This window comes from Bilophila sp. 4_1_30 (assembly GCF_000224655.1).
Classification (GTDB): Bacteria; Desulfobacterota; Desulfovibrionia; order Desulfovibrionales; family Desulfovibrionaceae; genus Bilophila; species Bilophila wadsworthia.
Genome location: NZ_JH114231.1, coordinates 1,132,028 through 1,145,993, shown reverse-complemented (window position 1 = coordinate 1,145,993; position 13,966 = coordinate 1,132,028). Strand labels below are relative to the sequence as shown.

The window sequence follows — 13,966 nt, the reverse complement described above, 5'->3', positions numbered from 1 at the left end:
CTCGTCGTTGTAGCCGGTTTGCGCATTTCCGGAGGGCGATGGCGGCCATGGCGATGCTGCCCGCCAGCACGTCCCCGACGACGGCCCCGAACAGCGCGCAGGCGGCCACGCTTCCGACGGCGAGCCCGCCGCGCAGGTGCCCGAGCCATTTGCGCGCGCAGCCGTAGATGTCCTCCCCAAACCGGGCGTGGAAGCACAGATAGCCCATGAGCATGAAGAACATGAGGGGCGACCATGCGTAACTGCTGGCCGTAGCGTACATGGACTTGCCGAGTGTCGTGAAGCCCGCCGAAACCCCGCGCAGGTTGGCGATGAAGGTGAGGCCTGTGGCCGTGAGCGCGAAGGCGACGGGCATACCGAGGAAGAACAGGGCGAACAGGAAGACGAGTCCAAGCACGCCCACGGCGACGCTGCCCATGCCGGGCAGCTTGTGCGTGGCGACCCACCATGCGCCGAGCATGGGCAGGCATCCGAGGCAGAGGGCGAGGAGGGCCTGCCGGTTCCCGGCGCGGCGGCAGGCTTCCGAAAGCGCTTTCAGCAGATCGTGGAGCAGGGTGACGGCAAGCAGGGCGAAGCCGAACGACGCGAGCCCGATGAATGGGGTAAGCGGAATCCGCAGTACCAGCGTGACCGACGAGGTCGAAGCCGCATACCGGGCGGTCGTATAGGAACAGAAACCGATGGTCGCCAGCGACCACAGCGTCGTGGCGACGGCGAGCAGCGCCCGGCGGGGTTCGGTCAGCTTGGAGGTCAGGATATCCATAGTGACGTGGCTTTTCTGCCATTGCGTGTAGGCGATGGAGGAAAAGACTACGATAACCATCATGAGTTCCGTGATTTCCACTGTGCCGTTGATCGACTTGCCGAACCAGTACCGCAGGAACACGTCGACGAACGTCAGGAACACCATGAGCATGAAGACGCCCATGCCCGCCGCGCTGAGCCATTTGGAGAGGCTTTCCGCCGGGAGCAGCGCGGCCGTGGCCCTGTCGAGAAAACCTGTTCCGTGGGTATGCGTGCTTTCCATACTTCGTTTCCTTGTTGGAGAGGAGTCGCGTCTGAGGAACATCCACCGTGGCGGGAAGCTCGCGGGGCGCTCCCGGAGGAACGCCCCGTCCCCCCGAGGCCGGGTTACTTCTTGCCGGCGATGTCGATGGAGTGGGACTGGTTCCACGGCTTGGCGTAGCGCGTTTCCAGTTCGCGGAACTTCGCTTCGATGGCCTTGCCGGGGAGCCCGGCCTTGGTCACGATGTCGATCCATTCCCGCATGACGGGCTCGGTCAGCCTGTCGGCTTCGGCGTAGTCGGCATCCGAGAGGACATGCAGCGTGCCGCCCATGTCGGAGACCCACGTGTTCAGGCTTTCGTACTGCTTCTTTTCCCAGAACGCTTTGAAGAGGGTACGTCCGTATTCCCCGGACACGCTGTCGACGACCTGCTTGAGATCGTCCGGCATCCCGTCGTAGACGTCCTTGTTCATGACGACGGCGAAGACCAGCCCCGTGGTGTTGACGAGGGTGACGTGCTTGACCACGTCGCCCAGACGGCGGGAAACCAGCAGATCGTAGTCGCAGGAGGTCGCGTCGATGACGCCTTGCTGCATACTCATGAACACATCGGCCATAGGGATGTTCACGACCGAGGCCCCGAAGGCGCGCAGCTTGTTGGCGACCTGATAGTCCCCGAGCACATTGATCTTCTTGCCCTTGAAATCGGCGAGGCTGGTGATGGGCTCCTTGCTGCCGATGAGCATACCGACGGTCAGGGCGTGGGAGAACAGGACCTTGACCCCGTCCAGCTCTTTTTGGACTTCGGGGAAGGCGTTCTGCATTTCCAGTACCCACGGCGTGGGATCTTCAAGGGACATGCTCGGACGGATCAGGGTGAAGATGCGCTCGTGGAAGGGGAACTGCCCCACGGCCACGTCATAGCTGAATTCGGCCATGTCCGAGATGCCGTCCTTGACGGATTCGAAAGCGTCGGCTTCCTTGCTGAGGGCTTCCGCGAAATAGGGTTCGACGCGGATACGCCCGTTGCTGCGCTTGTTCAGCTCTTCGGTCCACTGCTTGAGGGCGAAGTGCCAGCGGTTATGGATAGGCGGGATGGGCAGGTTGAGGCTCAGGACATACTCTTCAGCCGCGCGGCTTTCGGCGGGCGGCATCCCGGAGGCGAAAAGCACCGAAGCCATAATCAGAACCAAAAAACTCTTCATAGGAACTCCCGTGATGGTGCAAGGTTGAATCCGGGGTTCCGGCTCTCCGGAGGGGAAATCCGGGGCCTCTCCTTACAGGAACGTATGCAGGGGGAACCGGAACGAGATGCACGCGCCGGGACAGGCCAGGCGGCAGCAGCCGCAGTGCCAGCACTCGTCGGGGTAGGCCACTTCGGGGCCGTGTTCGCCTTCTTTGAGGATAAGGCCGGGACAGCTCGCCACGCATTGCCAGCAGGACTGGCAGTGTCCGCAGTGTAGGCAGCGTGCGGCCTCGGCGCGTGCGGCCTCAAGGGAGAGCCCCTTGTCCAGCTCCTCGAAGGCAAGCCACGTTTCCCGTGCGGCGAGCCGCTCCGTCGGGTTGCGCGGGGCTTTCTCATGGTAGCCGATGTTGACGATTTCCTCGAAGGCCACCACATGCTGTTCGGTTCCGCCCGCCGAGGGGTGCAGGGCAAGCAGCCCTTCGTCGTCGAACCAAGCTTCCAGGGGCGCGGCGTCCGTCCCGGTCAGGAATGCGTGCATGGCAAGGGCTGTCCGGCGCCCTTCCCCGATGGCGGCGCAGACAAGGGAAGGCCCGGAGGCGCATTCCCCGGCGGCGTACAGGCCCGGCTTCGAGGTCATGCCCGTTTCCGGAGCGGCGGCGATGAAACCGCGCGGGGTGCGCTCCACGCCCGGTACGGCGTCCAGAAAATCGAGAGCCGCCGTGAGGCCGCTGGCGCAGATGACGATGTCCGCTTCCAGTTCCAGCACGCTGCCGGGGATGCGGTCCACGCTGAGGTTGCCCCGCTCGTCGAACCGGAAGCCTGAGACGGCATCGGCCGTCACGCCGGAAACCGTTCCGTTTCCGCAGTGCACAGCGCTCGCCAGATGGGAAGGGTGAAGGCGGATGCCTTCGTCTTCGGCTTGCCGGATTTCTTCGGCGGGAACGCGCACATGGCCCATGTCTTCAAGGAAGACGAGATGGGTTTCGGCGGCTCCCAGCCGCTTGACCGTGAAGGCGCAGTCAAAGGCCACGCCGCCTCCGCCGAGGATGGCGACGCGTTTGCCGTCGAGCCGGGTGCGGTTGAGGTTCGATTCCCTCAGGAACCGGACGGCCGGGAGCGCGTGTTCGATGCCGGGGATGTCCAGACGGCGCTCATTTCCGTTGCCCGCCGCGATGAGGCAGGCGTCATAGCGTTCCAGCAGCGAGGCAAGGGAAATGTCCCGCCCGACGGCGGTGTTCGTCAGGATGTTGACCCCGAGGCTGAGGACGAGCCCTACCTCGCGGTCGACCACGGCCTTGGGCAGCCGGAAGTCCGGGATGGCCTGACGCGGCACGCCCCCGGCGACGGGGGAAGCCTCGAAGACGTCCACCGTGTGCCCGAGCAGGGCGGAAAAGTAGGCGCAGGTCAGCCCTGCGGGGCCGGAGCCGATGACGGCGATCCGTTTGCCGGTCGAGGGAAGGCGTTTCATGCGCCGGAAGGCGGAGCCGTAATCCGCGGCATGCCGTTCCAGCGCGCGGATTGCCACGCCTTCATCGTACGAATTCCGGTTGCAGCCGGTTTCGCAGGGATGGGGGCATACGCGGCCCGTTACGCCGGGAAACGGATTGCGGGCGCGCAGGTATTCCAGTGCGAGGGCCTCGTTGCCGTCCGCGATGGCCCGTTCCATTTTCTGAATGGGGTTCCCTGCCGGACAACGGCATTCACAGGGAGACGTCCGGCCCTGTCTGGCGTGGCTGGCGTCCTGTACGAAAACGCGGGTTGTTTCTCTGCTAAAGACTGGAGGCATTCCAGACTCCTTGTTTCAAAAGAAGGGTTCTGTCGCCGCTGGAGCCTTTGGTGGCCCCGTTGCGGCGGGAAACGGGCCGTACCCGGCGCGGGAGAGGCGCTTCCGGGCTGGTTTCCGCGTCAGGCTTGCGGGGCCCCGGCCCAGAAAGCCTTGGGGCCGTCGGCATCCTTTTCCAGAACAAGCAATTTGTTGAGCGAGGGATCCATGTCGGGATAATCCGTGCGCCGGTAGACGGAACGCCCGGTTTCCCGGCGTTCCCGCGTGGCCAGCGTGGTGAGCCGGCACGTCCGCAGGAGGTGCATGGCCTCGTGCGCGCGCAAAAGCTCGTGCAGGTTTTTCGCCATGATCGTGTCTTCCACGGACTCGATGAGCGCGAACTTTTCAAGGGCGGTGGACATTCCCTTCTCGTTGCGGACGTAGCCCATATAGTAGTCCATGACCTGCCTGACGGCGGCTTCGAACTTGTCTTGGCGGATGCCGTCCGAGACGCCCAGAGGCTTGAAGACGCGCCGTTTTTCGCGTCCGAGCTCGTCCGCGTCGGGTTCGGGAAGTTCCGTATACGTCGAACCGGCGGCCCGCGCCGCATGATCCCCGGCGATGTAGCCGCTGCAGATGGAGCCCGAGAAATCGTTGAATACGCTTCCTCCGAACAGCCCCTTGACGGTACGGGTTTCGAAGTTGTCCTTCAGGTAGAGGATCCCGTTGATGTACAGCTCGGACAGCTCCACTTCCATAGGCTTTGCGCTGAAATCGATCCCGGCCTGCGCGCAGTAGTCGTTCCACGTTTCCTTGTCGCCGGGCATACTGTCGTATTGGAGGTGGTGCAGGATATCCTTGTCGATGTGGGTAAGATCCAGCACGAAGGGCGGCCCGTTCCCCTCGGTGAGTTCCCGGTGCGTCCCCTGGATGAGCAGGTAGCGCGGGCCGATTTCCATCATGGGGTGGTACTTGCCCATGTAGCGCTGGCCGAGGGCGTTGATGCCCTTTGCGCCGCTGCTGGTGATGCCGTTCATGCCGGGGCAGCCCCATCCCTTGGGGAGAAGGGTGGCTTCCTGTTCGGTATCCAGCGTGATGATCTGGGCCCCGGCCTCATAGGGCAGGGCGATCTGGCTTCCCGTAATGAAGGGGGAGAAGGCGCTGTTGAAGGGATTGAGGGACGAGTTGACGGAAACCCGCCCGTTCAGGCGCCCGAGGGCCGAAATGACGGTTTTCGCCCTGATGATGTGGAACGTGCCGTCAAGGACGTGGAAACCCGCCGCGCCGACGGCCTTTCCGTCCTGCACGAGGATCTTGGTGCACTGGACATATTCCAGCACGTCGACGCCCTGCGAACGGATAAGCCCGGCGAGGCGGCGCTTGATGTATTTGCCGTTGTTGATGTGCGTCCACCAGCTTCCGGGCTGTCCGAATCCGGTGGTACGGTAGAAGGAGCCGTCCGCGTTGTGCAGGAATTCGATGCCGAGGCTCTTCAGCACTTCGATCATCCGGGGCATGGCCTCGACCCACTGCCGGACCTGACTGGGGGAATAGCCGCTGGTCGGCGTACAGTAGAAGTCGACGATGGTTTCCGTCGTGTCGCCGGGGGCGTCTGTATTCAGCACCGCCATGAAATGGTCGTTGCCGCCGCCGAGGGAGCCGCAGCTCTCCAGTTTGCCCTTGTCGGCCAGAAGCACGCGGAGGCCGTGGCGGCTGGCGGAAAGGGCCGCGCCGCACCCGGAGGCTCCCGCCCCAAGGATCAGGACGTCCGTTTCATGCACGATGCCTAATGAGTCCAAAGGAGTCGCCATTCCAAAACCTCCCTGAAGGAACGTTGAACCGTGCGTTCCTTATCGGAGGTTTTGCTTGTGCAAAATAGTGCGTTTGCATCATTTGTATGATTTGAATGGCTATTGTCATATATTATATTGAAATAAAAAGAATAAAAATATCGTAACAAATACGTTGCGGTTTCCGGAAAGCCAGAAAACGACAACAAGGCCTTAGAAAAGGCCTTGTTGTCGTCCGTTTGTTTCTTTTTTATCTTTTGTCGCCGCGAGCGAGCCTGTCGAGCGCTTCCATATCAAGGATATGCAGATCGTTTTTGGTGTATTTCTCGATGATGTTCAACGCCTTAAGGCGGCAGAGGATACGGGTCAGTGTGGTGCGGTGGATGCCGAGCAGGGCCGCGAGCTCCTGCTGCGTCATGTCGGGGCTGAAACGCGGCCTGCCTCCGTACTTCTGGGACATTTCCTGAAACACCCTGCATACATGGCCCATCGTGCCGACAAGCGAGGCGTCGCCGAGGTGCTGCGAATGGATGACCAGGTGTATGCAAAGCGAGTGGATAAGGTTGAGCAGCAAATCCGGATGGGCGGCGGCGAACGCGCGATCCGTCAGCAGCCCGGCGTCGAAAATCGCGGCCTCCACCCGTTCCGTACAGGTCACCACGGTATTCTTGATGTCCCCGGCGATGATGGTCGGCACGTTCATGAGCGTGCCCGCCCCGGCGTACAGGATCGTCCGTTCCTCGCCGTTGGCCCCGACATAGGCCAGCCGCACGGTCCCCGAAAGGATATAGTAGAAATAGGGCGATTCCGTATTTGAAACGTCGATGGTGTGCCGCTTGGGAAAGACGCGCCGGGAGGCGAGGTGCAGCACCTGTTCCCACGGCGTATTCAAATCGCTTACGCGCGAAGACTTCATCAACATGGCCTGCTCGTGATTCATGGACCCCCTCCCCGCCGCCCGAAACGGCGTCAGGTAAAATGTGCCGGAACTCGGACGCTTCGGCAATACTTTTGCGCATCTTGCGGAGAAGTATCCTTTGTTCGGTATCGTCGAATCGTTATCCGCGTTGGATGGGCAAGGCGCACGGCGGCCCTTTTTTCGTTTCATACGGATGGCACAAAAAAATGGCAGGCAGCACCAAGGGACGTGTCGGTGCCGCCTGCGCGGAAAAGGGAACTGAAGGGGAGGCTACCGCAGCCACGTCCCGTCAAGCAGTTCCTTGGCATCGCGGGTGAGCGGGAAGACGTCGCGCCGCTCGATGTGCTTTACGTCGAATTTCCTGTTCAGGGCGGCGAAGTGGCGCAGCCCGTAGGCGATGCGGTTCAGGTAGGAATATACTCCGACGGCCCCGGTGGAGAACCCGTCCGCCGCGCTGCCGTAGAGCCCCCGCAGCTCGGGAAGATCGCTGAACAGCTCTTCCTTCGTCGTGCCGAAACGGGCGAGTTCCGGGGGGACTTTGCCCGCTTCAATGAGCTCCCCGATCTTTTTGGCGCTCATGGCCGCCGCCATGCTGGATCGGCACAGGCCCACGGCGGAGATGTAGGGCGCGCCGAGGGCCAGCGCCTTGTACACCTGATCCTCGGTCGCAAAGCCGCCCGTGATCGCCACATGCGGGAGTTCCATGCCTTCCGCGGCCGGCTTGTCGAGGATGCCGTAAAGGATGCTTTCCATGACGACCGTGGGGAGGCACCATTCGTTCATCATCTTGCAGGGGCTGTAGCCGGAGCCGCCGCCCGCGCCGTCGAAGGTGACCATATCCACTTGCGCCTTGGAAGCCAGCCGGAGGACATGCTCCAGATCCTCTGGATCGAAACCCGCCATCTTGAAATACACGTTGGTCATGCCCATGTCGCGGAGTTGCGCGATGCGGCCGATCAGATAGTCGTCGCTCCAGATCGGCAGACGGCCGTAGACGTGGAAGGCGGGGCACGCCTTGCGGCCATAGGCTTCCTGTACGCCGGGATCCCGCGGATCGGGCAGGACAAGAAAACCCTGTCCGCATTTCTTCAGCGCCTCTTCGAGCGTCGGCACAAGGTTCGCGGGCTGCGTGCCCTTGGCGGACTGCCCGAATTTGAATTCAATGGCCTTGGCTCCGCATTCCCGGATGGCGTATTCCGGCACGCCCTGCGCGTCGTCGTCATAGTTGGCCTGAAGGATGATCTGCCCGTATCCCCGGTCATACTTGTTGAAGGCGTCCAGCATTTCCCGGAGTTTCGGGGCGTGGACGACCTTGCCGTTTTCGTAGGCAAGCGTCGGGTCCTTGCTCACGGCTCCCTCGCCTATGACCGCGTTGACGCCAGCCATGGCCGCGCCGCCGAAGTAGTCGGGCCAGTTGAGCTTGATGAGCGCGGGGAGGATGATCGGCAGCGCCAGCTTCACGGGGTTGAGGGTGCCGATCTCCTGTTCGAGCCCCACATGGTAGATGGTGGCGCGATCGGCGTCCAGCGGAGCCCCCATTGCCCCGAACGCTCTGCCGTTGATGTTGAAATGGGAATAATCGACGGGATAGACCTTTTCCGAGGCGATCTGGTTTTCCCCCGTGGTGGTGGGATATACGGTCTCCATGCCCCGGACGGCGGACAGGCCGATCTCGCAGCTGCCGATGCAGTCGGCGGTGCACATGGCGCACATGCCGGAAAAAGAACAGACATGGGACGGATCGCGCATTTTCGTGCGGTTGAACACGGAACCGAGCGTGGGGCTGTACGACATGGAAGCTTCCTCCTTGAAGGACGAAAAAACGGCGCGGCCCGCCCTCCGCGATGGGGAACGGCCGCGCCGCCGGTGGCATGGTCAGTCGCGTATGGTCTTGCCGGGACGCGCGCCCGTATGGACGCCGTGATCGACGGCGATCTCGCCGTTGACGAGCACGTAATCGATGCCTTCCGGATAGACTCGCGGATTTTCAAACGTATTCACATCGCGGATGCGGTCTTCGCCGAACACCACCATGTCCGCATCCATGCCGGGCATGATGAAGCCCTTGCGTTTCATGCGGAGTTTGAGCGCCGTGCTGGAGGTCATCTTGCGCACGGCCTCCTCAAGGGTGAGCAGGCGCTTTTCCCGCACGTAACGGGCGATGAACCGGGGGAAGGCCGCATATGTGCGCGGATGCGGCTTGCCGCCGCTCAGCAGGCCGTCGGTGATCAGACACATGGTCGGGTGCTTCATGCCTTCCATCACATCCTCTTCGCACATGCCGTGCCCAAGCAGGCCCACGGCAAGGTTTTCCTCGATCAGCAGATCCAGCACCGCGTCCTCGGGCGACTTGCCGAGGGCCTCGCCAAGGGCCACGGCGCTTTTGCCTTCGCACCAGAGGTTCTTTTCGCTGGCGACCGAGGAGACGTAGATGTTCTCCCAGCCCATGACCTGCGAGAAATTTTCCCAGCCTTCGGTGGTGAGCATGTCCTTTTTGACCTGTTCGCGTTCCTCCGCCAAGGCTTTGAGCAGACCGTCCGTCCCCCGGCTGTGGTACCACGGCGGAACGACGACGTGCATGAACGTGCTGTTGGCCGTATACGGATACTGGGCGATGCCGATGTCGATGCCTTCCCCGCGGGCCCGGTCGATGGTGTCGAGATGCCTGCGGGCGTTCCCCCAGTTCCTGCGCCCCCGCAGCTTGAAATGCGTCACCAGAATACGGATGCCGGTTTCGCGCCCGATGTGGATGACCTCTTCCAACGCCTCGGCCATGTGGTCGGCCTCATTGCGCATATGCACGTCAAGGATGCCGTCGTAGCGGGCCGCGACTTTGGCGAGCGCGACGAGTTCTTCCGTGGACTGGTACTTGTTGGGCGTGTAGATGAGCCCCGCCGAAATGCCGCGCGCGCCTTCCTCCATGCACCGGGCCACGCTTTCTTCCATAAGGCGCAGTTCTTCGGCGGTGGGCGGCCTGTCCTCCATGCCCATGACGTCGAGGCGCACGGTGCCGAGCCCCACATAGGAGCTCAGGTTGACGCTCGGTTTCGCGGCGTCGAGCGCATTGAGATAGGAGGCGAACCCGTTCCAGCCCCACGGTTTCTGGGCTACGCCGTCGAGCCCGGAAATGCTCGTGCTCCACGACTCCTTGTTCTTGTCGCTGATGGGGGCCACCGACATGCTGTCGAGGCCTACGTTCTCTGTGGTAATCCCTTGCATGATTTTGGGCAAGGCCAACGGCTCATCTATTATCCTCAAATCCGAATGGCTGTGGCTGTCGATGAAGCCGGGGCACAGGATGTTGCCTCCGATGTCGAGCACTGTCCGGGCTTCGGGCATGTCGTGGGCCGAACCCACGGCCACGATGCGCCCGTCGCGCACGCCGACGCAGCCTTTGCGCCAGGGGTTGCCCGTCCCGTCCACGATGCGGGCGTTGCTCAAGAGCAGATCCAGCATGAAAGCCTCTCCTTGTCAGCCGAGCACGATGCGGCGTGCCAGCTCGTCGTCTTGTTCCGTGATGAAGGGGATGCCCGTTTCCTGAGCCGTTTCACGGTTGGCGGCGCAGATGTCCGTGCGGTCGATGTGCCCGATGCCGAACTTGCGGGCCCCGGCCATGTGGTGCTGGAGCCCTGCGCCGAGCCTGTCGCACATCGTCCACATGGCGATGGCTCCGTAAGGGATATGCGCCATTTCGTCGGCTCCGAGGCGTTCCTTGAGGGCATGGTATCCGGCGAAGATGGTTTCGGGCGTATCGCCGATGTCGAGGACCGTCTTCGGAAGCGCCGACCACGCGCCGTGGACGCGTTCCCGGCGTTCGGGGTGCAGGGCCCCTTCGATGTTGCAGCCGAGGAAGGCCGGGATCATGAACGAGCGCGACATGCATACAGCCTTGACGTAGGGGGCGCCGAGGGCCAGCGCCTTGAACGCTTGGCTCGGCTTGGCGAGCCCGCCGCCCACGGCGAGATCGACCACCTTCTTCCCGGCGGCGGCCCGCAGGAAGGCGTAATCATGCGCTTTGGCGTGCAGCAGGACGGAGGGGACGCCCCAGTTGTCCAGCATGTCGTTGGGGCTCATGCCCGTTCCGCCGCCTGAGCCGTCGATGGTCAGGAGTTCGAAATCCAGCTCGGAGGCCACCCGTATCGCCAGCGCCAGATCGGGCATCCCGAACGCCCCTGTCTTCAGCGCCAGCCGCGCCGCGCCGTTGGCCCGGAGCTGTTCCGCCTTGGCCGCGACTTCGGCGAGCACGTCCTCGGGCGTGGACAGGGCGGGGTAGGTGAGGCCAGTGTAGCGGGTGAAGTGTTTGACGCGTCCGGCGCGGAAGGCCTCCTGTACGGCCGGAACCTCAGGATCGGGGCGCAGGCAGTAGCTGCGGCTCTTCATGAACCGCGCGTAGTCGAGATCGCGGATCAGCCCTTCGCCGTTGATGGGCTTGGCGCCTTGCCCCCATTTGATTTCGACGCACACGAAGTCGCCGTACTTGCGGGCGACGTAGTCAGCCACGCCGTTGTAGGCGTCGTTGGCGTTGAGCTGGACGAACAGCGCGCCCTTGCCATTGTAATAGCGCCTGTACACGGCGATGCGGCGGTCCAGATCAGGCAGGGCGCGGATGGAGCCGTCGGGATTGAATTCGGTCTTGTTGTCCCCGCCGCCCACATTTTCCCCAATGACCAGCGGGATGCCGCACAGGGCCGCGCCCACGGCGAAGCTGTCCCAGTACTTGTCGACCACGGGATTGCGGCTCAGCGCGCCGATGAGGAACGGATAGTCGCAAGGGTACTTGGCGTTGGAGCCCACGGCCGTGGTCAGATCGGCGTCGCAATAGGCCGCGTCGCCCGTGCGGGCCTTTTCCGGGTCGAGCCCGGCCCCGCCGAAGACGCGGCCCCGGATGCGCAGGGCATTGTAGGAAACGCCCACGTGCGTGGTGTTTTCGGTCCCGATGGTGGCGTTGCCGTAGTCGCGGGGCACCAGCGTCCTGCGCCCCAGAAGGGAGCTCAGCCACGTTTCGCAGCGGCCCTGGCAGTCCGTACGGCAGAAGTTGCACAGCCCGGATTCGCAGGGCGTGCCGCGGTTGACCGCACCGATCTTTTCGTTGTTTTTGGAAGTAAGGCTCATGCAAGGCTCCTTATCGTAAAAGCGGTTAGGCGAAGTGGCGGCGCATGGCGAACAGCGCCGGGAGTCCGCCTGTATGCAGATAGACGACATGCTGGTCCGCCGTGAACGCGCCCTTGCGGATCGCGTCGAGCAGGCCCGCCATGCTTTTCCCGGTATAGTTGGGATCAAGAACGATACCTTCGCTCTGGGCGACGAGGCGTACGGCCTCGATCATGCCGGGGTAGGGGCGGGAGTAGCCCGGCCCCACGAAATCGTAGGAGAGGCGCAGCAGCCTTTCCCCGCATATTCCGGGCAGGGCGAGCGAAGCCCAGCATTCCTCGGCGTGCGCCATGATGCGTTCACGGGCCTGCACCGGGTAGTCAGTACCGAAAGTGTCGAAGGCGTAGAGGGGGATGTCCGGCCCGCCCGAAAGGGCAAGGGCGTGCGCGCCGGCGAGGAACCCCGCCGTGGTGCCCGAACTGCCCACCGTGACGGCAATGGCGTCCGGCGTGAAGCCGCTGGCTTGCGCCTGATCGAGCAGCTCAAAAAAGCAGCGCAGGGAGCCGAGCGCCCCTTCCGCCGTGGAGGAGCCGCGGGGGATGATGTAGGGATGCCGCCCTTCGGCCTTCAGCTCCTCGGCCCGGCGGCACATGGCCGCGCCCCGGTCGGCTCCCGGCGGTACGAGGTGCACCTGAGCCCCTAAAATGCGGCAGAGCAGGATGTTCCCGGTTTCCTGGTCGTCCTCGGAGAGCGGGGGATCGGTCCGCCCGAGGAACAGCTCGCAGGGGATGCCGAGGTGCGCGGCTGAGGCCGCCGTCTGTACGACCTGATTGGACTGCACCTCGCCCGTGTTCAGCAGCACGTCGGCACCTTCCGCGCGGGCCTTGGCGAGCACGTGCTCCAGTTTGCGGATTTTGTTCCCTCCCGCGCCGAGGGGGGTCATGTCCTCGCGTTTGATCCAGAGCCGGGGGCATTCGATCCCCTCGGCGGAGAGGCGGGCCCGCAGCCCGTCCATCGGCATGAACGGCGTGGGCCATACGCCGAGCGGGATGCGCGGGGCCTCTTCAAGCCGTGTTCTCAATTCCATTATGTCCATACGAGAGATCCTTTGTGCGGGGCGTCAAAACAGAAGCCCGGTGGGGGTCTGTACTTCCATGATCAGTGAGAAACAGCCGTACTCGACGGCGATGAGGAGCAGCGAATAGGCCAGTACCGAACCGATGCCCCGCAAGTCGGCCTTGCGCCCGGAGAGCCAGAACGTGCCGTAGGCGGTCATGGCGACGATGCAGAGGAACGTGGCGGCGTAGAAGCCGAGCGGTTCGATGAGCAGATAGCCGACGCCCATGAGCCCGAGATACAGGCAGATGCTCCAGTAGCAGCCCGGACGCACGGTTTCCGGCTTCCGCGCCGTGCCGGAAAAGATCTGCATCAGCATGATGAAGAGCCCCAAGCCCACGATGGAGGTGTATACGGCCTGCGGGAAATAGCCGGAAATGCCTTCGATGGCGTAGGATTGGCGCAGGAGGACAGCCCCGCCGACGGAGATCGCAAGGACGACCCAAAAGTCGTAGCGGCGCAGGCACGCTCCGGACGGGCGCAGGCTGGAAAGGGCGATGCCCTTGCCCTGCTTGCGGTGGTTCAGCCAGAGCGGGATGACGATGGCGAGGATGCACGCGGCCATGAATACGGCGGCGAGGGGCGAGAAGACCAGCAGATCGGCGAGCGAGTTCTCCGCCTGCGTGCGGTAGAGGGTCACAATGAGGTTTTCTTCGATGATCCGCCCGAGCACCAGCCCGAGGGCGATGCCTGCGGGCATGATCTTCGCCTTGAGCAGCAGATAGGCGATGCCGCCCGACAGGATCATGAGCAGGACGTCAAACATGCTGTTGCGCAGGGCATAGGCCCCGAGGAACGAGATGGAGATGACAGCCGGGATGATCAGCAGCTTGGGCACATCGAGGATACGCGTGCACACGCGGACCAGCAGGTAGCCGATGAGCAGCATCCCGATGTTGGCGATGATCATGCTCACGATGAAGGCGTAGGCGATCTCGGGGTTCTTTTCCATGAGCTGGGGGCCGGGCGTCAGCCCCTGCGCCATGAGTCCGCCGGCGAGGACGGCGGCTGCCGCGCTGCCGGGGATGCCGAGGGAGAGCAAGGGAACCAGCGCACCGCCCACGCTCGCGTTGTTGGCGCTTTCCGGCACGAGGAT

At 63.3% G+C, this 13,966-nt stretch carries 10 protein-coding genes; all 10 read right to left on the bottom strand.

What is annotated here, in order from left to right; translation table 11 throughout:
• On the bottom strand, window positions 1–1,027 hold a 1,027-nt coding region (locus HMPREF0178_RS21940; RefSeq protein WP_009379637.1), incomplete at its 3' end, for a TRAP transporter small permease subunit.
• A gap of 104 nt (window positions 1,028–1,131) precedes the next feature.
• Window positions 1,132–2,211, bottom strand: coding sequence for a TRAP transporter substrate-binding protein (locus HMPREF0178_RS05210; RefSeq protein ID WP_009379636.1), 1,080 nt, complete (start codon window positions 2,209–2,211; stop codon window positions 1,132–1,134).
• A gap of 72 nt (window positions 2,212–2,283) precedes the next feature.
• Window positions 2,284–3,978, bottom strand: coding sequence for an FAD-dependent oxidoreductase (locus HMPREF0178_RS05205; protein ID WP_009379635.1), 1,695 nt, complete (start codon window positions 3,976–3,978; stop codon window positions 2,284–2,286).
• A 119-nt stretch (window positions 3,979–4,097) separates the two neighbouring features.
• The gene (locus tag HMPREF0178_RS05200) at window positions 4,098–5,765 is read right to left on the bottom strand and encodes an FAD-dependent oxidoreductase (protein WP_009379634.1); all 1,668 of its coding nucleotides are present in this window, start codon (window positions 5,763–5,765) and stop codon (window positions 4,098–4,100) included.
• Between the two features lie 229 nt (window positions 5,766–5,994).
• A complete protein-coding gene (locus tag HMPREF0178_RS05195) occupies window positions 5,995–6,684 on the bottom strand; it encodes a Crp/Fnr family transcriptional regulator (protein ID WP_009379633.1) in 690 nt (229 codons plus the stop codon).
• 249 nt (window positions 6,685–6,933) lie between these two features.
• A complete protein-coding gene (locus HMPREF0178_RS05190; protein WP_009379632.1) occupies window positions 6,934–8,457 on the bottom strand; it encodes a glutamate synthase-related protein in 1,524 nt (507 codons plus the stop codon).
• 81 nt (window positions 8,458–8,538) lie between these two features.
• Window positions 8,539–10,119 carry an amidohydrolase family protein gene (locus HMPREF0178_RS05185; protein WP_009379631.1) on the bottom strand — a complete coding sequence of 527 codons (1,581 nt, stop codon included), beginning with the start codon at window positions 10,117–10,119 and terminating at the stop codon, window positions 8,539–8,541.
• A gap of 15 nt (window positions 10,120–10,134) precedes the next feature.
• A complete protein-coding gene (locus HMPREF0178_RS05180) occupies window positions 10,135–11,775 on the bottom strand; it encodes a glutamate synthase-related protein (protein ID WP_009379630.1) in 1,641 nt (546 codons plus the stop codon).
• A gap of 25 nt (window positions 11,776–11,800) precedes the next feature.
• Window positions 11,801–12,850 carry a D-cysteine desulfhydrase family protein gene (locus HMPREF0178_RS05175; RefSeq protein ID WP_009379629.1) on the bottom strand — a complete coding sequence of 350 codons (1,050 nt, stop codon included), beginning with the start codon at window positions 12,848–12,850 and terminating at the stop codon, window positions 11,801–11,803.
• Between the two features lie 24 nt (window positions 12,851–12,874).
• The coding region (locus tag HMPREF0178_RS20390; RefSeq protein WP_198134974.1) for a tripartite tricarboxylate transporter permease at window positions 12,875–13,966 on the bottom strand (1,092 nt) is incomplete at its 5' end.